Below are 20,219 nucleotides of genomic sequence, written 5' to 3'. Positions count from 1 at the left end.
GTCCCTAATCCTGGGGGACGCCCGTGGTGAGCGCAAGGGCGTGCAGAACGCCGCCCATGCGCCCTTGGAGCGCGCCGTAGACCATCTGGTGCTGGGCGACGCGTGTCTTCCCCTTGAAGGCGGCCGAGATTACCGTCGCGGCATAGTGGTCGCCGTCGCCGGCGAGATCCTTGATCTCGATGGCGGCGTCGGGCAGCGCCTCGCGGATCATCGCCTCGATCTCGCGCGCATCCATCGGCATCGGGTCGGTCCTCGCGTTTCGTGTTCAGGCGGCCGCGGCCAGGCTCGCCATGTAGGCCGGCAGCCAGCCCTCGTGGGCGGCCTTGAGATCGGAGACCGATATGGTCTCGCCGCCCGGCAGCGTCAAACGGTCGGAGCCGGTGACGCCCACGGCCGCCGCGTCGATCCCCTGCGCGGAGGCCGCGTAGAGGATGTCGGGCGCGGCTTCCGCCTCGACGGCGAGGAGGTAGCGGCCCTGGTCCTCGCCGAAGAGCCAGGCATGGGCCGGCATGCCCTCGGGAACCTCCGGCAGCGCCCCGCCGATGCCGCCGGCGATGGCCATCTCGGCGAGCGCGACGGCGAGGCCGCCGTCGGAAAGGTCGTGCACGGTGTCCGCCGCGCCTGAGAGGATCAGCCCGCGCACGAAATCGCCGTTGCGGCGCTCCTCCGAGAGGTCGACGGGCGGGGGAGCGCCCTCCTCGCGGCCCTCGATCACCGACAGGTAGATCGATTGGCCGAGCCAGCCCTCCGCCGCGCCGACCAGGATCAGCACGTCGCCCTCGCGCTTGAGGGCGAGGCTGGCATGGCGCGCCACGTCGTCGAGCACGCCGACGCCGCCGATGGTGGGCGTGGGCAGGATGCCGACGCCGTTGGTCTCGTTGTAGAGCGACACGTTGCCGGACACGACGGGGAAGTCGAGGGCCCGGCAGGCTTCGCCGATGCCCTGGAGGCAGCCGACGAGCTGGCCCATCACCTCGGGCTTCTCCGGGTTGCCGAAGTTCAGGTTGTCGGTGATCGCGAGCGGCCGGCCGCCCACCGCCGTGATGTTGCGCCAGGCTTCCGCCACCGCCTGGCGGCCGCCCTCGACGGGATCGGCCTCGCAGTAGCGCGGGGTCACGTCGGCGGTGAGGGCGAGGCCCTTGGGACCGTCCTCGACGCGCACGATGGCCGCGTCGCCGCCGGGCTTCTGCACCGTGTTGCCGAGGATGAAGTGGTCGTACTGCTCGTAGACCCAGCGCTTCGAGCACAGCTCGGACGAGCCGACGAGACGCTTCAACGCATCGGCGAGCGAGGCGGGAGCCGCGACGTCGGCGGCGGCGATCACCGGCGCATGCGTGTTGGCGATGTGGGGCCGGTCGTAGAGGGGCGCCTCGTCGCCGAGCTCCTTGATCGGCAGGTCGGCGACCACCGTGCCGTGATGCTTGATGACGAAGCGCAGCGTATCGGTGGTCCGGCCGATCACCGCGAAGTCGAGGCCCCATTTCACGAAGATCGCCTCGGCCTGCGCCTCCATGCCGGGCTTGAGCACCATGAGCATGCGCTCCTGGCTCTCCGAGAGCATCATCTCGTAGGGGCTCATGCCCTCCTCGCGGGCCGGCACCTTCTCGATGTCGATCTCGACGCCGAGATCGCCCTTGGCGCCCATCTCGACGGCCGAGCAGGTCAGCCCCGCCGCGCCCATGTCCTGGATGGCGACGACGGCGCCGGAGGCCATCAGCTCCAGGCAGGCCTCCAGCAGCAGCTTCTCGGCGAAGGGATCGCCGACCTGCACGGTGGGGCGCTTGGATTCGGAGGCGTCGTCGAACTCGGCGGACGCCATGGTGGCGCCGTGGATGCCGTCGCGGCCGGTCTTGGAGCCGAGATAGACGATCGGGTTCCCGACGCCGGTGGCCGCCGCGTAGAAGATCGCGTCGGTCCTCGCCAGCCCCACCGCCATGGCGTTGACGAGGATGTTGCCGTCGTAGCGGCTATGGAAGCCGACGAGCCCGCCCACCGTGGGCACCCCGAAGGAGTTGCCGTAACCGCCGACGCCCGCGACCACGCCCGACACGAGATGGCGGGTGCGCGGATGGTCGGGCGAGCCGAAACGCAACGCGTTGAGGGCGGCGATGGGGCGGGCCCCCATCGTGAAGACATCCCGAAGAATGCCGCCGACGCCCGTCGCCGCGCCCTGGTAGGGCTCGATGAAGCTCGGGTGGTTGTGGCTCTCCATCTTGAAGACGCAAGCGAGCCCGTCGCCGATATCGATGACGCCCGCGTTCTCGCCCGGCCCCTGGATCACCCAGGGCGCCGAGGTCGGCAGCCCGCGCAGGTGCTTGCGGGAGGACTTGTACGAACAGTGCTCGTTCCACATGGCCGAGACGATGCCGAGCTCGGTCAGCGTCGGGTCACGGCCGATGAGCGCGCGGAAGCGATCGTACTCGTCGGAGGTCAGGCCGTGCTGGCGCACGAGCTCGGGGGTGATGGCAACGTCGTTTCGGAACATGAATCGGATCCCGAACAAAAACCGGAGCGCCCGCTCCACAAGACCGGTCGGCCTCGCCCAAAGACGACGATGACATGATGTGCGCGCGGTCTATGCGGAAGGGCACATCCTGGCAACACGCCATCCCGCAAGCTGGGTGCCGGCGGCTTCAACGCAACACCGCGTCGGGCGCGGCGGATACCTCGCGCCCGCGCGCGGGGGAAGGCGGCGCGAAGCGCAAATCCGGCGCGCCGTCGCCGGGCTCCACCGGAGCGGCCGCACGCGCCCGCGCCACGACCTCGTGGACCGGCTCGGGGCCGGTGACGAGGGCGACGTAGTCGAAGGCGTCCGCCGCCCGGCTCGACATCAGCAACTGGAAATGGAGGTGGAACAGGTTCCACTTCCGCCGCCCGAGCAGCTCGGGCTCGATCAGCTCGCTGACCCGCACCCGGATCGCGGCGGGGCGGCCCGCCCCCGGATGGGGCAGCCCGCAGGCCACCAGCGGATTGCGCAGGTGGATGGACAGCCAATCCCATTCCGCCCGCACGTCGAGCCAGCCCACCGCCGTCGCGGCGGCGAAGCGCGAGAGCGCCCCGCGGAACGCCTCGGCGCGGGGATCGAGCCCCAACCAGGGAATCACGCTGCCGATGCTGACGAAGGAGACCGGCGTGCCCCGCGTGCCGAATCCGGGGTCGCGCGCCAGCAGCCTGTCGAGCGCCTCGATCCCGAGGAAGCTCGACGAGGAATGGCCGATCACCACGATCTCCGAGGCCCGGCCCTCCGCCGCGCGGATGCGCTCGGCGAAGGCGTCGAGCCTCGGCCCCATGCGCGGCTCCCCCCCGGCCGCATGGGCGTGGGTGAAGGTGGTGTCGTCGACGAGATGGGCGACGTAGAGGGGCTTGCCCAGCGTCAGCTTCATAAGCCCCGCGAGCAGCCCGTAGGCGAGGGGCAGCGCCACGAGCCATTGCGCCCACCATGGCGCCGGCAGCAGGGAGGCGGCGGCGGCGGCCAGCGCGAGGCTCGCCAGCGCGAAGACGAGATAGAAGACGTGCACGCCGAGAATCACGGCGGCGAAGCGGCGGGCCTCCTTGCGGAACCGCTTCAGGTAGCCCGAGCGCCACAGCCGCCACCACAGCACCGGCACCTCGCGCATCCGCCGCGCGTTCGAGAGGGGGAAGCGATCCCGCACGATCTCGTCCCAGCGCAGCAGGCTGTAGCGCGTGCGGGTGCCGCCGTTCTCGACCTCCCAGTCGAGGCTCAGGCCGTCCTCGGACCGCGCCGGATCGGAGACGGCGATCGCCAGGCCCCGCCGTCCGGCGGTGATCCGGGCCTCGCGCCGAAACAGGCCCCAATAGGTCTCCGGCACGCGCGGATCGAAGCCGGGCAGATAGAACACCTGCCGGTCGGGCGGCAGGGCGCCGCGTTCCGGGATGCGGTTGTCGGGGCTCGGGATGACGGGCATTTCCTCTGGCGGCGCGCCCGCGTTCTTCGGCGCGCATGCGCTGGTCCCTACACGATCGCCGCGCGGGCGCCGAACGAAAAAGGCCGGCCGCTCAGGCCGTGCCGCTGCCGCGTCGGGCATCGCCCGCCAGGAACTCCGCGATGGCCCCGACGAAACGCTCGCCATAGGCCTCGCGCTTGCGCTCGCCGACCCCGTGCACGGAGCGCAGGGCCCACAGGTCGACGGGCTTGGACTTGGCCATCTCGATCAGCGTCCGGTCGGGGAAGACCATGAAGGCGGCGATGCCCTCCGTGCGGGCGATGGAGGCGCGCAGCCCCCGCAGGTGCTGGAACAGCGCCTCGTCGCCCTCGCTCAGGTCGAGATCGGTGCCGGCGCCCGCAGCCGCATTCCTGCGCCGGCCGCGCGGCTCGGCCTCCCTCGGCTCGGGGTCGGGCCGCAGCGCGACGGTCTCGCGGCCGAACAGGATCGCCTCGCCCTTCTCCGTCATGGTGAGGCCGCCATAGCCGTCGTCGTTCTCGGCGACGGCACCGGCGGCGAAGAGCTGGCGCAGGATCGCCCGCCACGCCGCCACGGGCTTGTCGGCGCCGACGCCGAAGGTCTTCAGCGCCGCATGGCCGTTGCGGCGGATGGCCTCCGATTCCTTGCCGCCCACCACGTCGCAGACATAAGCCGCCCCGAAGCGCTGGCCGGTGCGCACGATCGCCGACAGCACCTTCTGCGCGGCGACGGTGCCGTCGACCAGCGTCACGCCGCCCCGGCAGAGGTCGCAGCGCCCGCAAGCCCCGCTCGCCTCCCCGAAATAGGCGAGCAGCGACTGCCGGCGGCAGGCGGCCCCCTCGCAGAGCGCGATCATCGCCTCGAGCTTGCGCCGCTCGACCCGGCGGCGCTCGTCGGGCACGTCCTTCTCGTCGATCTGGCGGCGGCGCAGCGCCATGTCGTCGAGGCCGTAGAGGGTCAGCGTGTCGGCGGGCAGCCCGTCGCGGCCGGCCCGGCCGATCTCCTGATAGTAGCCCTCGACGTTGGTCGGCATGTCGGCGTGGCAGACGAAGCGCACGTCCGGCTTGTTGATGCCCATGCCGAAGGCCACCGTCGCGGTCATGACGATGCCGTCCTCCTGGAGGAAGGTGTCCTGATTCTTCATGCGCGTGCGCTGGTCGAGCCCGGCATGGTAGGGCAGCGCCCGGAAGCCGTCCTTCGACAGGCTCTCCGCGAGCTGCTCGGTGCGCTTGCGCGACGAGCAGTAGACGATACCGCTCTCAGAACGGCGGTGGCGCAGGAAGCGCTCGATCTGGCGGGTCGGGTTGTCCTTGGCCGCGAAGGTCAGGCCGATATTCGGCCGGTCGAAGGAATGCACGAAGGTCCGGGCCGGCCGCTCCGCCGGAAACAGCCGCTCGGCGATCTCGGCGCGGGTGGCGGCGTCCGCAGTCGCGGTGAGGGCCAGCGTCTGCACCGATCCGAGCGCCTCGCGGGCGCGGGCGATCTCCCGGTACTCAGGCCGGAAATCGTGCCCCCATTGGGAGACGCAGTGAGCCTCGTCCACGGCGAGCCGGCCGACGCCGGCACCCCGCAGGGCCTCCATGCAGCCCTCCATCAGCAACCGCTCGGGCGAGACGAAGAGCAGCCGCAGGTCGCCGGAGCGGATCGCCTGCCAGGTCTGGCGCGATTCGGCCTCCGGCACGCTCGAATTGAGAGTCGCGGCGGCGACCCCGAAGCCGCGCATCTGCTGCACCTGATCGTGCATGAGGGCGATCAGCGGCGAGACCACCACGGTGAGGCGCGGATCGATCAGGGCCGGGAGCTGGTAGGTCATCGACTTGCCGGAGCCCGTGGGCATCACGGCGAAGACGTCCGTCCCGTCGAGGACGGCCTCGATCACCTCCGCCTGACCGGGCCGGAAATCGTCGTACCCGAAGGTCTTGCGGAGCGCGGCGCGGGCCTCGTCCAGGCGTTGGGTCATGGGAATTCTTTTATGTGTCGGCGAGGGGCGTTCGAACGATCGGTCACCTTGCGGCAAGGATGTGTAGACACTACCATCCGGGCGTCTACACGGAGCCTCGCGATGCCCCTGAACATTCGCAGCGAAGAGGTGAACCGCCTTGCCGAGAAGCTGGCATCGGCGGCTCGGGTGAGCAAGACCGAGGCCGTGCGTATGGCTCTCGCCAACGAGTTGCAACGGCGCGAGGCGTCGCTGGCCGAGTTCCTCGAACGCATCAAGCCGATGCAGGACAAGATCGCATCCTGTCCCCAAACCGGTCTCGCGGCGGACAAGGCGTTCTACGACAGCCTGTACGAGGACGAAGCCTGATGTTCGTCGATGCCTCGGCCATCGTCGCGATCTTGGTCCGTGAGCCGGGCTATGTGGAGCTGGCTGATTGCCTCCGCCGCGCCCCGGCGCCAACGACGAGCCCCCTGGCGATCGTGGAGTCCGTGCTCGCCATCGCTCGGATCGGTAGCGGCTCCTATCGGGATGTCGAAGCCACGGTTCGAAATTTCCTGGCGGAGACCGGTGTCGTCGTCGTCGCCGTATCGGATAACGACGCGACGGGTGCGCTCGACGCGCTTGCCCGTTACGGCAAGGGACGAGGCCATCCCGCCAGGCTGAACCTCGGCGACGCATTCGCCTATGCCTGCGCTCATAGCCGGGACGCGCCCCTGCTCTTCGTCGGCAACGACTTTTCGCAGACCGACATCCGCTCCGCCATGGCGTGATCCCTGGCGTGATCCTTCAGCGCGTGGCGATGACGGCGGCCGCTCCCGCCATGACGATGCCGGCGCCACGGTTGATCGCCCGCCGAGCGCGGCGCGAGGTGAAGGCCCGGTGCGCGCGGGCCGCCGCGAGGACATAGGCAAAAAGGATCGTGGTGAGAACGACGACGATGGTCGCGCCGATCTCGGCGATGCCGAGCGGAGTCGCGTGATCGAGATCGATCACGCTCGGTAGAAGCGCCAGGAAGAACAGGATCACCTTCGGATTTCCGAGAGTCAGCGCGAAACCGCCGAGGAAGAGCCTCAGCCGGCCATCGCCGTTCACGGTCTCGGGTGCCCTGTCATCCGGCGGGGCCGTCCAGGTGCGCCACGCGAGATAGGCGAGATAGAGCGCCCCGCCGTATCTGAGGGCGACGAAGACGGGCGCGACCGCCTGCATCGCCAGGGCGAAGCCGGCAGCGGTCAGCCCGAACCAGATCAGATCGCCGACGACGAAGCCTGCCACGAAGAAGGCGATTCCACCCGTTCCGCGCGCCAGCACCCGCGCCACGAGGGCGGCGATACCCGGCCCCGGCGAAGCGGCGGCGACCGTGTAGACGGCGACGAACAGAGCGAGACCGGACAGCGGCATCGGACGCGGCGGGGTGCAGGGTCAAGGCGGGACGATGCGCCCCTCCGCCACCCTTACCACATCCGCCCGCCCGGCAAGCTCGGCGAACAGCGCCTCGTCGGCGCCGGTCATCCAGACCTGGCCGGGCAGGGCCTCCAGCGCCTCGAACAGTCCCGCGCGGCGGCGCGGGTCGAGATGGGCGGCGACCTCGTCGAGCAGGATCAGCGGCGCGATGCCGCTCATCGCCTGAACCAGCCGCGCATGGGCCAGGACGAGGCCGACGAGCAGCGCCTTCTGCTCGCCCGTGGAAGCGGTGGCGGCGGGCACGTCCTTCGGGCCGTGGCGGACCACGAGATCGGTGGTCTGCGGCCCGACGAGGGTGCGGCCGGCGGCACGGTCGCGGGGGCGCCCCTGCTTCAGGGCGAGCCGGAAGCGGTCCTCCGCCTCGATGGCCGGCCAGACGGCGACGAGATCGTCGAGATCGCCTTCGAGTCTCACGGCGGCCCAGGGAAAGGGCGCGGCCTCGTCGCGCGTCTCGCCGATCAGGCGGTCGAGCCGCTCCACGGTCTCGCGCCGGGCGAGCGCCACGGCGACGCCGAGCTCGGCCACCTCGCGCTCGACGGCATCGAGCCATTGCCCGTCGCCGGCGCGCTCCTCCAGCAGGCGGTTACGCGAGCGCAGCGCCCGCTCCATCGCGGACACGCGCTGCCCGTGGGCGGCGTCCACCGCGAGCACCAGCCGGTCGAGGAAACGGCGGCGGTCGCCCGCCGGTCCACGGAACAGCCCGTCGAGATCGGGCGTCAGCCAGACGACGCGCAGATGCTCGGCGAAGGCGACGGGCGAGGAGGCCGGCGCCCCGTCGATCCGGCAGACCCGGCTCGCGCGCCCGTCATGGCCGGGGGGCTCGTAGCCGGTGCCGAGCCGGTGCTCGCTCTCGCCGCCGAGGGCGACGGAGACCGCGAAGCCCCCCGGACCGCCGACGCGCGGCATGGCGGACAGGTCCGCCCGGCGCAGGCCCCGGCCGGGCGAGAACAGCGAGATCGCCTCGAGCAGGTTGGTCTTGCCGGCCCCGTTCTCGCCCACCAGCGCCACGACCCTGGCCCCGACCGCAAGGTCGAGATCGGCATGGTTGCGGAAGTCGCGGGCGACGAGGCGGACGAGCCGCAGGCCGCCGGTGTCAGTCATGATGGAGGATGGCGGCGGCGATCAGCCGGTCGGCGACGGAAAATCCGCTCACACCCGCATCGGCATGAGCACGTAGAGCGCCGAGGCGCCCTCGCGGTCCTGGATCACCGTGGGCGAACCCGGATCGGCGAGCCTGAACAGGGCAGTGTCGCCTTCGAGCTGGCCGGTGATGTCGAGGAGGTAGCGGGCGTTGAAGCCGATATCGAGGCTCGCCGCATCGTAATCGACGTCGAGCTCCTCCGTGGCGCTGCCCGAATCCGGGTTGTTCACGGAGAGCGCGAGACGGCCCTCCTGCATGGCGAGCTTCACCGCGCGGCCGCGCTCCGAGGAGATGGTCGACACGCGGTCGACGGCGCGGGCGAAGGACTCGCGCTCCACCGTCAGGCGCTTGTCGTTGCCGGTGGGGATAACGCGCTGATAGTCGGGGAAGGTGCCGTCGATGAGCTTCGAGATCAGGGTCACGCCGCTCTCGAAGGTCAGCCGGATCTTGGCGGGGGACAGCTCGATGGCGACGCTCTCGCCGCCGTCGTCGACGAGCTTCTGGATCTCGGCCACCGCCTTGCGGGGCACGATGATGCCCGGCATGCCGCGCGCGCCCTCCGGCGCCTCCATCTCGACGCGGGCGAGCCGGTGCCCGTCCGTGGCGACGGCGCGCAGCTTCAGGGCGCCGTCGACCTCGATGGTGTGGAGATAGATGCCGTTGAGATAGTAGCGCGTCTCCTCCGTCGAGATCGCGAACTGGGTCTTGTCGATCAGGCGCTTGAGCTCGCCGGCCGGCAGCGAGAACCCGTGCGGCAGCTCGCCCGCCGCGAGGTCCGGGAACTCGTCCTGGGGCAGGGCGCCGAGCGAGAAGCGCGAGCGGCCGGAGCGGATCGTCATCTGGCCGGCATCGCCGCCGGTCTCCAGCGAGACCTGCGCGCCCTCGGGCAGCTTGCGCACGATGTCGTAGATGACATGCGCGGGCACCGTGGTGGCGCCGGCATCGGACACGTCGGCGGCGACGGATTCCGTCACCTCGATGTCGAGATCGGTGGCGCGCAGTTCGAGCCCCGAGCCGGTCGCCCGCAGCAGCACGTTGGCGAGGATCGGGATCGTGTTGCGCCGCTCGACGACGCGGTGCACGTGGCCGAGCGACCGAAGAAGGGCCGCGCGCTCGACAGTGACTCTCATCGTGACAAACTCTGGTCTTCGCGGATGACCGCCGCGGCCGGTGGCCTACGCATCGGGGCAGGCAGCTTGGCGAAGCGCCGCCGTGAAGGCAAGGCCGCGCTCAGGCGTTCCGGTGAGACATCGTGGCCGATGCGAAGGAGGGATTAGACCGGGCGGCGCGCCCTCGAGGGAGCGCCGCCCCGAGGAGCCTCAGTCCTGAAGCATCCGCTTCAGCAGCTCGACCTCGTCGCCGAGGACAGAATCCTCGCCGATCAGCTTCTCGATCTTGCGCACCGCGTGGAGCACCGTGGTGTGGTCGCGCCCGCCGAAGCGGCGGCCGATCTCCGGCAGGGAGCGCAGGGTAAGCACCTTGGAGAGGTACATCGCGATCTGGCGCGGCTTGACCACGGCGGCCGTGCGACGCTCCGACAGGATGTCCGAGCGCGAGACGTTGTAGCGCGAGGCCACCAGCTTCTGGATGTCCTCGATCTTGATGCGCTTGGGCTCGCGGTTCTTCACGAGGTCGCGGATCGCGGTCTCGGCCGTCTCCATGGTCACGGCGGTGCCGGTGAGCGTGGCATGGGCGAGGAGGCGGTTCACCGCGCCCTCGAGATCGCGGCCGTTGGCCGTGATGGCGCGGGCGACATAGGCCGCCACCGCAGGCGAGACGTCGAAGTTCGGGTGGGCCGTGCGCACAGCGGCGAGCCGGGCCGCGAGGATCGAGGTGCGCAGCTGCTCGTCCAGCGTGCCGATCTCGACCACGAGCCCCCCGGCGAGGCGCGAGCGGACCCGCTCATCGAGCGCGTCGAGCTCCGTCGGCGGACGGTCGGAGGCGACCACGACCTGCCGTCCTGCATCGATGAGGGCGTTGATGGTGTGGCCGAACTCAGCCTGGATCGACTTGCCCTGGATGAACTGCACGTCGTCGAGGATCAGCAGATCGATGGCGCGCAGGCGCTCCTTGAAGGCCAGGGCGTTCTGGGTCTTCAGGGCGTTGACGAAGCCGTACATGAAGCGGTCGGCGGTGAGGTAGATCACCCGGCGCCCCGCATCGCGCGCGACATGGCCGATGGCGTGCAAGAGGTGCGTCTTCCCGAGGCCGACGCCGGCATGGAAGTAGAGCGGGTTGTAGAGCGCGCCCTCGCCCTCGTGGCGGGAGACCCGCTCGGCCGCCGCATGCGCCAGGGCGTTGGAGCGCGCGACCACGAAATTGGCGAAGCTCAGGCGGGCGTCGAGGGGGGCGCCGGCGAAATCGTCGGCGCTCCCGCCGCCGCGATGCGAATCGTGATCGCCGCCGGCCGGGGCCTGGGAGGCAGGGGCCGAGAGCGGCGCCTGGGGGCTCGCCGCATGAAGCCGGGCGAGGGGGGCGGCCACCGGGTTCGGCTTGGCGATGCCGGGCACCGGCCGGGCGGGCGCGCCCGTGCCGCGCACGCCGACCTCAATGCGCGAGACCGTCTCGAGCTCGGTGCGGAAGGTGGCGAGCACGCGGTCGAGATAATGCGATTCGATCCAGCTCTTGAGGAATCGCGTGGGCACCGTCAGGCGGGCGGTGCCGCCCATGACGTCGTCGAGCTCCAGCCGCGCGAACCAGCTCGCGAAGATGTCCTCGCCGAGCTCCGCCCTCAGCCTGCGTTTCACACGCACCCAGGCGGCGGCATCCGCCGCCCCGCTCTCAGGAGTGCCGCCGTTCCGTCCCATATCGCCGCCGTCCGCCACGCTTCCGTCGACACGCATTCTCACTCTCCTCGCGCCGAGGACGGGGGCCCGCCTGTCGGAGCGCACGCACGCTTCACGCCTGGCGCCCCGCGATCGGCGGCGAGACGCATATTCCTCGCGGAGTCAACCCCTCCGCCATCGACGAAAGCCGACGATCCGGAGGCTATCAACAATTCGCTACGGTTCTCCTAACACTGGGACTTGCGGGGACGGGCCGCCAAGGCATCGCCCGCTCGGCGGCAACGGCCTCGCGAGTCGAGTCGGAATCCTCATCTTGGGGTCGATTCTCCGAGGCGGCGGATAGACTCTGAAAATGTCCATCCCCGGTAGGCTTTTGTTAAGCTACACTCACAGGAATGACTCCGCAACGCATCAATTTCTGATCAACCTTAACCGGCCGTCAGAGCGCCGCGCCCCGGCGGGAAGGGGCGGAGGGGAGGGGCGTGAAGCGGGAAGCTGGGGACGGGAGACGCCCCGAAAACGAAAAAAAGCCCGGCGCGGCGGCCGGGCTTTCTCAAATCCGATGGGTCCTGCGCGGCAGGTTCAGGCGGCGGCGAGGGACTTCACCCGAGCGGCGAGCCGGGAGACCTTCCGGGAAGCATTGTTCTTGTGAACGATGCCATGCTGCGCGGCGCGCATGATCTCGGGCTCCGCGGCGCGCAGGGCGCCGAGGGCGTTCTCCTGGTTGCCGGAGGCGATGGCCTCCTCGACCTTGCGGAGGAAGGTACGCATCCGCGAACGGCGCGAGCGGTTGATCGCCGTGCGCTTGGCGATCTTGCGGGTCATCTTCTTGGCCGACGGGGTGTTGGCCATGTGCATCCTCGTTTCGTCGGGTGACAGCGGCGACAGCCCGGTGTTCCGGGCGGAGGCCGACGCAGCAGGTGTCGGAATAGAGCGAACCGGGCACAGGCGTGAATCACGCGCACCCGGAGAAGCGCGGTCTATAGCCAGAGTGCCCCGCCGCGTCAACGCGCGCCGATGGCGGACGCGATCTCGGGCCGGCGTTCGAGGGCGCTCAGTCGCCGCCGCCCCCGCATCCCCCGCAGCCGCTTCCGCCGCTCCCGCTTCCGCAACCGGAGCCACCGCCGTCGCCTCCCCCTGAACCGCCCGCGCCGGAGGATTTCATGTAGCGGAGATAGGCGGCCTGCGCGGGGTCCGCCGCCTCCAGCGCGGCGATGCCCGCGAGGGCGAAGGCGAGGGGCAGTTCCGCCGGCAGGGGCGCGCGGGCCGCGCGGGCGTGGCGGGTCCGCGAATGGGCGAGCGCCCGCGCCCCGGCACGGGTGCGCAGAACCGGGCGGCGGCGGTGCAGCATGAAAGCGGCGAAGGCGAGCAGCAGCATCGCCAGGATCAGGAGCCCAACCGGCCGGTCGCGAGAGAGCCCGACGACGAGCTTCGCAAGCCCGAAGGCGAGAGCGGCGGCGACGGGCGAGAGCATGATGGCCGAGAGCAGGGCGCCCAGGCGGGGATCGGGCACGAGACCACGGGCCACCAGGCGCCGCGCCATCGGCCCCAGCCGGCTCTTCACCGCCTTCGCGAAGGCTCCGCGCGGCGTCGGGCCGGCGGCGCAATCGAGGAAGGGCCGGATCTCCGGCGGCAGCGCGGCGTCGGCGGCATCGATCACGATGCGCTGTTCCAGGCTCTCCACGGAGGCCGCCCCGGAGGACAGCAGGGTCAGCGCGACCAGGTCCGCCGCCCGGTCCGCGCCGCCCGCGACATAGGCAAGTTCGAGGGTGTTCAGCGTGCCCGGCTCTCCATCCGGCGAGAGGGCCTGCAAGACGAGGCGGGTCAGCGGGCCAAGCAGGATCGAGAGCAGCAGAGTGCCGACGGCGACCTTGAGATAGAGCCACAGGAAGGCCGCCCCGTTCAGGTCGAGGGGGTTGCCCGTCTGCGCCTCGGCGGGATGAGGCACGAGGATCAGCGCCAGCGGGGCGAGCACCGCCGCGATCCGCCACGGCAGAGCGAATCGTGGACGCGGGATCACCAGAACCTGCTCCGTATCGACCATCCGATACCGGGGCGAGACGCGGAACCGCTCCCGCGTGCCGGGCCAGAAGCGTGGGTCCGGCAGCCCGAAACGGCGCTCGTAGCGGGCGAGCGTGCCGGCATACTGCTCGCGGAAGCGTCCTCCCTCGGCAGCGCCTCCGGCGGTCGGTTGGTGATGGAGCGGCCCCCGCAGCACCCCCGCGCACCACACGTCCCAGTAGTCCCGCGAATAGGTCAGGTGCAGGTGCCAGACGGCGTCGACCTCCTCGCTCGGCGTCGCCGGCATCCGGCCCGTCATCGCCAGGAAGCAGAAACGGCGGTACTCCTCGATCGCGCCGAGGGCGAAGCCGCGCCGCCAGCCCATGTCGGCGGCGAGCCGCCCGGCGAAATCGAGGGCGATCTCCGGCCGCTCGAAGGGATGGCGCGCGATCCGCTCCCAGAGCGCCAGTTGCTCGGCGCTCCATGCGGCCGATTCGATCTCCGACATGCCGCCCCCTCGGCTGGCGCCGCGCCGCGCGACGATCGAGCCTGCCCGATATGGACCGGCGACGGCAAGCCGGCCGGTTGATCCCGGCCGAGGCGCGGAGCGTCGTGCGGCAGGGACCGGCCTATCCGAGCTTCGATATCGACGCCCATGATTTGGCCCATGCGCCAGGCACCGGAAAGCCGGAGATCGGCGGCTTCACCCGCCGCGAGGCGCTCCATCCGATGAGGACATCGCGGCGGCTCGATCTCGTCGGCGCGGACCTCGTGGAGATCGCCGCGCCGCTGGATCCATCCGGCGGCACACTGCTCTGCGAGATTCTGTGCCTGCGCTGGCCGACGCCCTCGCGATGCGCCGGCAAAAGCCGCACAGGAGGCCGGGGAAGCGGCCTGAGCAGTCCTCAGCCGGGGGAGCGGGTGCTCGTCTGGACCACGCTCGCCGCGCCGGCTGGAGCGGATGGGACGGACGCCGCGCCCAGCGCCGCGACGGCATGCACGCCGATGATCGGCCCAAATACGATGCCCATCATCACCGCGAGCACCAGCATCACGCTGTTGTCGGCATGCGCGCGGGAACGGCCGGCACCGGTGCGGAAAAGGGAAAGGGTCTGTACGCTCATGGCTCACCTCGTACGACCGGCCTTCATGGGCCAGTCGCGGGAGAGCCGGATCAGGAGATCAGGCGAGGCTCACGCGGTCGGCCGCAATCGGCGCGGTCCATCGACTACTGTCGCTGGGCATAGAGTTCGTAGGTTCCTGCGGAGCCGCGTGACGGGCCGAGAGCCGGATCGCGCGGACGGTGGCGACATCCTACGGATGCCGTGGTTCGTCAAGTGTTAACGCGCGACAACGTTCCCGCATCGCGATGACGGGGCGTGGACAAACCGGCTCAACCTTAACCGGCGATCATCCCGGCAAGGCGCTCGACGAGGCGGCGGGCGACCTCGTCCTTGTCGAGGGTCGGCCAGGTCTCGACGCTGCCGTCACGCGCGATCAGGTGGACGGTGTTGCGGGTGCCGCCCATGACGCCGCCCTCCGGCGACACGTCGTTGGCGACGAGCAGGTCGCAGCCCTTCCGCGCGATTTTTCGGCGCGCGTGGTCGAGCACGGTCTCGGTCTCCGCCGCGAAGCCGACCACGAGGGGAGGGCGGCCGGCGGACAGGGCCGAGACGGTGGCCAGGATATCCGGGTTCTCGACCACGGCGAGGGGGGCCGGCGCAGTGCCGTCCTTCTTGATCTTGGCGCCGCGTGCCTCGGCCGGACGCCAGTCGGCGACGGCGGCCGCGAAGATCGCGATCTCGGCCGGCAGCGCGGTCTCCACCGCCGCCAGCATCTCGCGCGCGGTCTCGACGCGCAGGACGGTCACGCCGGCCGGATCGGGAATCGAGACCGGCCCGGAGACCAGCGTGACGGCGGCGCCCGCCCGCGCGGCGGCCTCGGCGACGGCGTGGCCCTGGCGGCCGGAGGAGCGGTTGGCGATGTAACGGACCGGATCGATGGGCTCATGCGTCGGCCCGGAGGTGACGAGCACGCGCTTGCCGGCGAGCGATCCCTGGGGGGCGCGGCCCGACAGGAAGCCGATGCCGGAGGATGCTCCGCCGGCCTTCGCCAGCATCGCCTCCAGAGCGTCGGCGATCTCGTTCGGCTCGGCCATCCGGCCCGGCCCGGTCTCGGCCTCGGCCATGGGGCCGTCGTTGGGGCCGACCACCGTCACGCCGTCGCCCCGGAGCGCGGCGAGGTTCCGGCGGGTCGCGGGATGGGCCCACATGCGCACGTTCATGGCCGGCGCGATCAGGATCGGCAGGGTGGTGGCGAGCAGCACCGTCGCGGCGAGGTCCGGGCAGAGCCCGTTCGCCATGCGCGCCATGATGTTGGCGGTGGCCGGCGCCACCACCACGGCATCCGCCTCGCGGGCGAGCCGTATATGGCCGATCTCCGCCTCGTCGGCCCGGTCGAACAGGTCGGTATGGGCCCGTTCGCCGGCGAGAGCGGCGGCGGCCAGCGGCGTCACGAATTCCTGCGCGCCGGCCGTCAGAATCGGCCGGACCCGCGCCCCGCGCTCGCGCAACCGCCGGATCAGGTCGAGCGCCTTGTAGGCCGCGATCCCGCCGCCGATGACGAGGAGGATTCTCTTGCCGGAAAGGGAAGCGGTCATGGGATCAGGAACGGCCTTCGGCGGGGCTTCGTCAATCGGGGTCGTGCCGCATGCTCATGCGAGCGGGCGACGGGCGGCGTGGCGCACGCCGTGGATGACGATCTCCTGCTCCCGCACCTGATAGAAAACCAGATACGGGTAGGGCGAGGCCACCATCCGGCGCAGGTGCCCTCGACCGGCGATCTGTCCGGCATGAGGCCGCTGCGTCAGCAATGTCGTGATCGCCTGAACGCGCTTCTGGACACGGCGAGCGCCCTGCGGAGACGCGGCCGCGATATGGGCGAGGATCGCGGCGAGTTCAGCGGCCCCCCGTCGGGTGTAGCGAAGCCTCACAGCCCATGCTTCGCCCAGATGGCCCGGATCTCCTCGTCGCTCGCGAACTCGCCGCGTTCCGCCTGCGCCAGCGATTCCGCGAAGGACGCCTCCTCATCCGGGGTGAGCGGGAGGCCGGCCTGCTCTTCCCCTGCCAGTTGCAGGAGAAGGCGGGCGAGATCGTCCTGCACCTCGGGCGGCAAAGCCCGCACCGTCTCGACGGCACGGTCCAGCAAGTCGGTCACGAGGTCGTCCTCCCGGTTCCGCACGGCGGGGGCCCCACGATATCGCAACCCTACCGGAACGCCATCACCAGAGCCCCCACGGCGATAGCCCAGAGCGCCAGGGTCGACCAGATCGCGCGGCGCCTTTCCAGGCCGGCGAGGGCGCGCAGTTGCACGGCGTCGGCCGCCTCCTCCTCGTCGAGACGCACCAGCACGCGGCGCAGGCGCTGGGCGATGTCGGGGATGTCGGCGACGACGTCGGCGAGGGTCAGCGCGGCGCGGCCCGCGCCCTCCACCCGGCCGATGGGGCCGAGATTGCGACCGATCCAGGCGCGCACCACCGGCTCGGCCGTGCTCCACATGTCGAGGCGCGGATCGAGGCTGCGGGCGACGCCCTCCACCACGACCATGGTCTTCTGGAGCATCACCAGCTCGGTGCGGGTGCTCATGTCGAACAGCGCCGTCACGTCGAAGAGGAGCGTCAGCACCTTCGCCATGGAGATCTCGTCGGCGCGGCGCTGGTGGATCGGCTCGCCGATGGCGCGGATGGCCTGGGCGAAATCGTCCACAGAATGGTGGCGCGGCACGTAGCCGGCGTCGAAATGCACCTGCGCCACCCGCTTGTAGTCGCGCAGGATGAAGCCGAGCAGGATCTCCGCCAGGAACCGCCGCTCCGGCATGCCGAGCCGGCCCATGATGCCGAAATCGACGGCGACGAGCTGGCCCGCCGCGTCCACGAACAGGTTCCCCTGGTGCATGTCGGCGTGGAAGAAGCCGTCGCGGATGGCGTGCCGCAGGAAACTCTGGATCACGGTCCGGCCGATGACCTGAGGGTCGTGCCCGGCCGCGACGATGGCCGAGCGCTCGTGGAGCGGCGTGCCGTCGATCCACTCGCTGGAGAGAACGTCGCGCGCCGTCAGCTCCCATTCCGGCCGGGGGACGCGGAAATCCTCGTCGTCCCTGGTGTTCTGCGCCAGCTCCGACATGGCGGCGGCTTCGAGCCGGAAATCCATCTCCATGGTGACGGAGCGGGCCAGGATCTCGACCACGTCGCGGGGGCGCAGCCGCTCGGCCTGGGGCGAGAGCGCGTTCACGATGCGCGCCATGAAGCGCATGGCCTGGAGGTCGCGCTGGAAGCGCTCGCGCACCCCCGGCCGCATGATCTTGACGGCGAGCACGCGCCGCGTCCCGTCCGCATCGATCACGGTGGCCTTGTGGACCTGGGCGATGGAGGCCGCAGCCACCGGCTCGCTGAAGGTCGCGTAGAGCTCGGCCACCGGCCTGTTGAAGGCGGCCTCCACCACCTTCACCGCGATGTCCTGCGGGAAGGGCGGCACCCGGTCCTGGAGCTTCTCGAGATCGATGGCGGCGGCCATGCCGACGATGTCGGGCCGCGTCGCCAGGAACTGCCCGAACTTGACGTAGGAGGGTCCGAGCCGGGTCAGCGCCTTCGACAGCCGCGCGGCGCCGTCCCCCGCGCCGGGCCGCTCCAGCAGGCGCCCGAGCTTGAGGGCGAGGCGCAGATGCGGCGGCAGCTGCGCCGGGTCCATGAAGGACAGGCCGCCCTCGCGCGCCAGCACGAAGCCGACATGCGCACCGCGCAGCAGATGAATCAGCGCCCCGATCATGCGCTCAGGCCGGACCGAGCCGCATCAGGAAACCTTCCAGCCCGAGTGGATCGCCACGATCCCGCCGGACAGCGTGCGGTGGGTAACGTGGCGCAGGCCCGCCTTCTCGATCATGCCGGAGAAGACGCCGGGGGTCGGGAACTTGCGGATGGATTCCACGAGGTAGCGGTAGGATTCCGCGTCGCCCGCCACCCTGGCGCCGATGCGCGGAATGACGTGGAAGGAATAGGCGTCGTAGATCCTGTCGAGCACCGGCAGGTCGACCTTCGAGAACTCCAGGCAGAGGAAGCGCCCGCCGGGCTTGAGCACCCGCCGGGCCTCGGCCAGCGCCGCATCGATGCGCGGCACGTTCCGAATGCCGAAGGCGATGGTGTAGGCGTCGAAGGTGTCGGACGGCAGCGGCAGCGTCTCGGCGTTGCCGGTGACGAAATCCACGCGCCCGTCATACTTGCCCTCGGCCCGCTCGGCGCCGACCCGCAGCATGTCCTCATTGATGTCGAGCACGGTGACATGCGTCGCCGGGCCGCCCGCGTCGAGGACGCGGAAGGCCACGTCCCCGGTGCCGCCGGCCACGTCGAGATGGCGGAAGGGGCGCTCCTTCGGCGGGCGCACCATGGAGACGAGCTGCGATTTCCAGACCCGGTGGAGCCCCCCCGACATCAGGTCGTTCATCAGGTCGTAGCGCTTGGCCACGGAACGGAAGACGGCGTCCACACGGCCCTGCTTCTCGCCGAGCGCCACGCGCTCGAACCCGAAATCGGCGCCGTCGTCGTCGGGTCCCGGCTCGCCTGTACGCATGCTGTCCACCTTCGATGCCGCGCCTCCATAGCGAAGCGGCGGACAAACCGCCATCGGTGGACAGAAACCGCGCGCGGATTGCTTCGTGAAAAAAATTTATGTCAATTGTTCATCTACGGTGTTCACATTCTGAAGCAAAGCCTTTGAAGCTTGAATCAGAAAGTAATTCCACTTAGTATTCGCCCTGTTATATCGTGGATTTTTGAGAAATGAGCGATGTGTATGATGCTGAGATAATATCTATTATTTATGACGGAGGACTAGCGACATCAGGTCAACTAAAATTTTATGAATTCAGCAGAGCCAGCTATGGTTTTGCACGAATGATTACAACTATCGAACATTTTAGAAGAACCGGAAATGTGGCACAAAGAATTTCAAGAAAGAATTATGTCGATGTAATTATCAAAGCACCCGAAAGAGGGTCGTTTCCTATAGATATTTTGATTCCTATCGCGCACCAAATAGCTCAGGAAGCGCCAAAATTTGCACATATACCAATAAAAATTTTTATAAAATATATTATGGATTCTGTTAAAGGCCTTCTGACAAAGAAGCAGGAAAATGAAATACTAGAACTGACAAAAATTTTTCTGAAAAATGAAAAAGAAAGAACTGAACAATCTCGACTTGAGACTGACCGCGTGCAGGCAATCCGCGACATGAACCGCGATAGTAATGTCACGGCGCAAGCGGCAATTGACGTAATCGATTCTCTACTAAAAAACAGCGACGCGCGGATTGGTTATACCGACAGCTCCGCAAAATCTATGAATAGCATACGCAACAGTCTCTCCGAAAGAATAGAACGCGAAAAAGAATTCCAGCCGTATAAAAATGATCTTTCTCGCGTTGGCTCTCAAAAAATGGCGAAACTAACTCGGAAAGTTAGGCCACAAATAGCAGAAATAGGATTACCTTTGAGGAATTCTGCCGAGACCGTAAAATTCTCCGCAGAGAGCGATAGAAAAACATTTGCAACGTTTGATAAAGATTCGATCGCCGATGTTAATAGTAGAACAATAGATGATAAAAGCACCGTCTGCGAAGTAAGATTCATATCTTACGATAAAGATCTCGGTAGCGGGAAACTAGATATTGCAGACGAGGATATTCGTAGACTTTCTTATTCATTGCCATATGAATTGAAATATACACTTCAGAAAAAAAGTCTTAATTGCAATCGAATTCGGTCCGGTTAATTCAAGGATTCGATATTTTAGAAATAAAGACTCCTCAATAACTTCTGCACAAATAGAAGAAATACATGTCGATATTTCTGATTATGAGGACGAAAATGACGAATGATTATAAAATATTTTGTTTTCTGATTTGACGGAACCC

At 68.7% G+C, this 20,219-nt stretch carries 19 protein-coding genes and 1 pseudogene; 4 read left to right on the top strand and 16 right to left on the bottom strand.

Translation table 11 applies throughout. The features are described 5' to 3' along the window. Positions 1-4 precede the first annotated feature (4 nt). The 4 genes from ACP56T_RS02880 to recQ form a co-directional block, all read right to left on the bottom strand. Entirely contained in the window at positions 5-241 is a 237-nt protein-coding gene (locus ACP56T_RS02880; RefSeq protein ID WP_430910605.1) for a BolA family protein, read from the bottom strand. 24 nt (positions 242-265) lie between these two features. Next, positions 266-2,485, bottom strand: a complete 2,220-nt coding sequence (gene purL, locus ACP56T_RS02875) for a phosphoribosylformylglycinamidine synthase subunit PurL (RefSeq protein WP_430910604.1) — start codon at positions 2,483-2,485, stop codon at positions 266-268. 148 nt (positions 2,486-2,633) lie between these two features. Continuing rightward, entirely contained in the window at positions 2,634-3,926 is a 1,293-nt protein-coding gene (locus tag ACP56T_RS02870) for a hydrolase (RefSeq protein WP_430910603.1), read from the bottom strand. Positions 3,927-4,017: 91 nt separating this feature from the next. Beyond that, positions 4,018-5,883: a DNA helicase RecQ gene (gene recQ / locus ACP56T_RS02865; protein WP_430910602.1), complete on the bottom strand. Its 1,866-nt coding sequence runs from the start codon at positions 5,881-5,883 to the stop codon at positions 4,018-4,020. Between the two features lie 102 nt (positions 5,884-5,985). Here recQ and ACP56T_RS02860 point away from each other — a divergent pair, with 102 nt between their 5' ends. Both ACP56T_RS02860 and ACP56T_RS02855 read left to right on the top strand, forming a co-directional pair. Continuing rightward, entirely contained in the window at positions 5,986-6,231 is a 246-nt protein-coding gene (locus ACP56T_RS02860) for a type II toxin-antitoxin system VapB family antitoxin (protein WP_430910601.1), read from the top strand. After that, positions 6,231-6,635 carry a type II toxin-antitoxin system VapC family toxin gene (locus ACP56T_RS02855; RefSeq protein WP_430910600.1) on the top strand — a complete coding sequence of 135 codons (405 nt, stop codon included), beginning with the start codon at positions 6,231-6,233 and terminating at the stop codon, positions 6,633-6,635. The genes ACP56T_RS02860 and ACP56T_RS02855 overlap by 1 nt, the downstream gene beginning before the upstream one ends. Before the next feature lie 16 nt (positions 6,636-6,651). Here ACP56T_RS02855 and ACP56T_RS02850 read toward each other — a convergent pair whose 3' ends face one another. The 6 genes from ACP56T_RS02850 to ACP56T_RS02825 all read right to left on the bottom strand — a co-directional run bounded on the left by ACP56T_RS02850 (position 6,652) and on the right by ACP56T_RS02825 (position 13,762). After that, complete coding sequence (locus tag ACP56T_RS02850; RefSeq protein ID WP_430910599.1) at positions 6,652-7,263, bottom strand: LysE family translocator; 612 nt, start codon at positions 7,261-7,263, stop codon at positions 6,652-6,654. Positions 7,264-7,284: 21 nt separating this feature from the next. Further along, positions 7,285-8,427 (bottom strand): DNA replication/repair protein RecF, encoded by a 1,143-nt coding sequence (gene recF, locus ACP56T_RS02845; RefSeq protein ID WP_430910598.1) that lies wholly within the window; start codon positions 8,425-8,427, stop codon positions 7,285-7,287. A gap of 48 nt (positions 8,428-8,475) precedes the next feature. Then, positions 8,476-9,597 carry a DNA polymerase III subunit beta gene (gene dnaN / locus ACP56T_RS02840; RefSeq protein WP_430910597.1) on the bottom strand — a complete coding sequence of 374 codons (1,122 nt, stop codon included), beginning with the start codon at positions 9,595-9,597 and terminating at the stop codon, positions 8,476-8,478. Positions 9,598-9,786: 189 nt separating this feature from the next. Then, positions 9,787-11,310, bottom strand: coding sequence for a chromosomal replication initiator protein DnaA (gene dnaA, locus ACP56T_RS02835; RefSeq protein ID WP_430910596.1), 1,524 nt, complete (start codon positions 11,308-11,310; stop codon positions 9,787-9,789). Between the two features lie 525 nt (positions 11,311-11,835). Further along, a complete protein-coding gene (rpsT, locus tag ACP56T_RS02830; RefSeq protein ID WP_430910595.1) occupies positions 11,836-12,105 on the bottom strand; it encodes a 30S ribosomal protein S20 in 270 nt (89 codons plus the stop codon). Positions 12,106-12,307: 202 nt separating this feature from the next. Then, a complete protein-coding gene (locus ACP56T_RS02825; protein WP_430910594.1) occupies positions 12,308-13,762 on the bottom strand; it encodes a TIGR04222 domain-containing membrane protein in 1,455 nt (484 codons plus the stop codon). On the opposite strand from ACP56T_RS02825, the pseudogene ACP56T_RS02820 reads away from it, so the two are divergent. Next, positions 13,738-14,004, top strand: a pseudogene (locus ACP56T_RS02820) (arginase family protein); the annotation flags it as partial. The gene ACP56T_RS02825 and the pseudogene ACP56T_RS02820 overlap by 25 nt on opposite strands. 155 nt (positions 14,005-14,159) lie before the next feature. Here the strand turns inward: ACP56T_RS02820 and ACP56T_RS02815 are convergent. The 6 genes from ACP56T_RS02815 to ubiE all read right to left on the bottom strand — a co-directional run bounded on the left by ACP56T_RS02815 (position 14,160) and on the right by ubiE (position 18,875). Then, the gene (locus ACP56T_RS02815) at positions 14,160-14,378 is read right to left on the bottom strand and encodes a hypothetical protein (RefSeq protein ID WP_430910920.1); all 219 of its coding nucleotides are present in this window, start codon (positions 14,376-14,378) and stop codon (positions 14,160-14,162) included. A 275-nt stretch (positions 14,379-14,653) separates the two neighbouring features. Further along, positions 14,654-15,913 (bottom strand): bifunctional phosphopantothenoylcysteine decarboxylase/phosphopantothenate--cysteine ligase CoaBC, encoded by a 1,260-nt coding sequence (coaBC, locus tag ACP56T_RS02810; protein ID WP_430910593.1) that lies wholly within the window; start codon positions 15,911-15,913, stop codon positions 14,654-14,656. Positions 15,914-15,967: 54 nt separating this feature from the next. Further along, on the bottom strand, positions 15,968-16,246 hold the full coding sequence (locus ACP56T_RS02805; RefSeq protein WP_430910592.1) for a type II toxin-antitoxin system RelE/ParE family toxin: 279 nt from the start codon (positions 16,244-16,246) through the stop codon (positions 15,968-15,970). Continuing rightward, positions 16,243-16,470, bottom strand: a complete 228-nt coding sequence (locus tag ACP56T_RS02800; protein WP_430910591.1) for a hypothetical protein — start codon at positions 16,468-16,470, stop codon at positions 16,243-16,245. Before ACP56T_RS02800 ends, ACP56T_RS02805 begins: the two co-directional genes overlap by 4 nt. A gap of 50 nt (positions 16,471-16,520) precedes the next feature. After that, positions 16,521-18,077, bottom strand: coding sequence for a 2-polyprenylphenol 6-hydroxylase (gene ubiB, locus ACP56T_RS02795; protein ID WP_430910590.1), 1,557 nt, complete (start codon positions 18,075-18,077; stop codon positions 16,521-16,523). A gap of 24 nt (positions 18,078-18,101) precedes the next feature. Further along, entirely contained in the window at positions 18,102-18,875 is a 774-nt protein-coding gene (ubiE, locus tag ACP56T_RS02790; RefSeq protein ID WP_430910589.1) for a bifunctional demethylmenaquinone methyltransferase/2-methoxy-6-polyprenyl-1,4-benzoquinol methylase UbiE, read from the bottom strand. Between the two features lie 209 nt (positions 18,876-19,084). Between ubiE and ACP56T_RS02785 the strand changes: the two genes are divergently transcribed. Continuing rightward, a complete protein-coding gene (locus ACP56T_RS02785) occupies positions 19,085-20,077 on the top strand; it encodes a DUF7946 domain-containing protein (protein WP_430910588.1) in 993 nt (330 codons plus the stop codon). Positions 20,078-20,219: the final 142 nt, after the last annotated feature.

It is taken from the genome of Methylobacterium endophyticum (assembly GCF_050591105.1).
Taxonomy (GTDB): Bacteria; Pseudomonadota; Alphaproteobacteria; order Rhizobiales; family Beijerinckiaceae; genus Methylobacterium.
Note: the sequence above shows the minus strand (reverse complement) of the source record. Positions and strands in the feature narration are given on the sequence as shown.

Bases quoted from the DNA above. Each gene is read 5' to 3' on its own strand.
- coaBC (WP_430910593.1), bottom strand. From the start codon at position 15,913: ATGACCGCTTCCCTTTCCGGCAAGAGAATCCTCCTCGTCATCGGCGGC.
- recF (WP_430910598.1), bottom strand. From the start codon at position 8,427: ATGACTGACACCGGCGGCCTGCGGCTCGTCCGCCTCGTCGCCCGCGAC.
- ACP56T_RS02860 (WP_430910601.1), top strand. From the start codon at position 5,986: ATGCCCCTGAACATTCGCAGCGAAGAGGTGAACCGCCTTGCCGAGAAG.
- ACP56T_RS02870 (WP_430910603.1), bottom strand. From the start codon at position 3,926: ATGCCCGTCATCCCGAGCCCCGACAACCGCATCCCGGAACGCGGCGCC.
- ACP56T_RS02815 (WP_430910920.1), bottom strand. From the start codon at position 14,378: ATGAGCGTACAGACCCTTTCCCTTTTCCGCACCGGTGCCGGCCGTTCC.
- rpsT (WP_430910595.1), bottom strand. From the start codon at position 12,105: ATGGCCAACACCCCGTCGGCCAAGAAGATGACCCGCAAGATCGCCAAG.
- dnaN (WP_430910597.1), bottom strand. From the start codon at position 9,597: ATGAGAGTCACTGTCGAGCGCGCGGCCCTTCTTCGGTCGCTCGGCCAC.
- dnaA (WP_430910596.1), bottom strand. From the start codon at position 11,310: ATGCGTGTCGACGGAAGCGTGGCGGACGGCGGCGATATGGGACGGAAC.
- ubiE (WP_430910589.1), bottom strand. From the start codon at position 18,875: ATGCGTACAGGCGAGCCGGGACCCGACGACGACGGCGCCGATTTCGGG.
- ACP56T_RS02880 (WP_430910605.1), bottom strand. From the start codon at position 241: ATGCCGATGGATGCGCGCGAGATCGAGGCGATGATCCGCGAGGCGCTG.
- ACP56T_RS02850 (WP_430910599.1), bottom strand. From the start codon at position 7,263: ATGCCGCTGTCCGGTCTCGCTCTGTTCGTCGCCGTCTACACGGTCGCC.
- ubiB (WP_430910590.1), bottom strand. From the start codon at position 18,077: ATGATCGGGGCGCTGATTCATCTGCTGCGCGGTGCGCATGTCGGCTTC.
- ACP56T_RS02825 (WP_430910594.1), bottom strand. From the start codon at position 13,762: ATGTCGGAGATCGAATCGGCCGCATGGAGCGCCGAGCAACTGGCGCTC.
- ACP56T_RS02855 (WP_430910600.1), top strand. From the start codon at position 6,231: ATGTTCGTCGATGCCTCGGCCATCGTCGCGATCTTGGTCCGTGAGCCG.
- recQ (WP_430910602.1), bottom strand. From the start codon at position 5,883: ATGACCCAACGCCTGGACGAGGCCCGCGCCGCGCTCCGCAAGACCTTC.
- purL (WP_430910604.1), bottom strand. From the start codon at position 2,485: ATGTTCCGAAACGACGTTGCCATCACCCCCGAGCTCGTGCGCCAGCAC.
- ACP56T_RS02785 (WP_430910588.1), top strand. From the start codon at position 19,085: ATGAGCGATGTGTATGATGCTGAGATAATATCTATTATTTATGACGGA.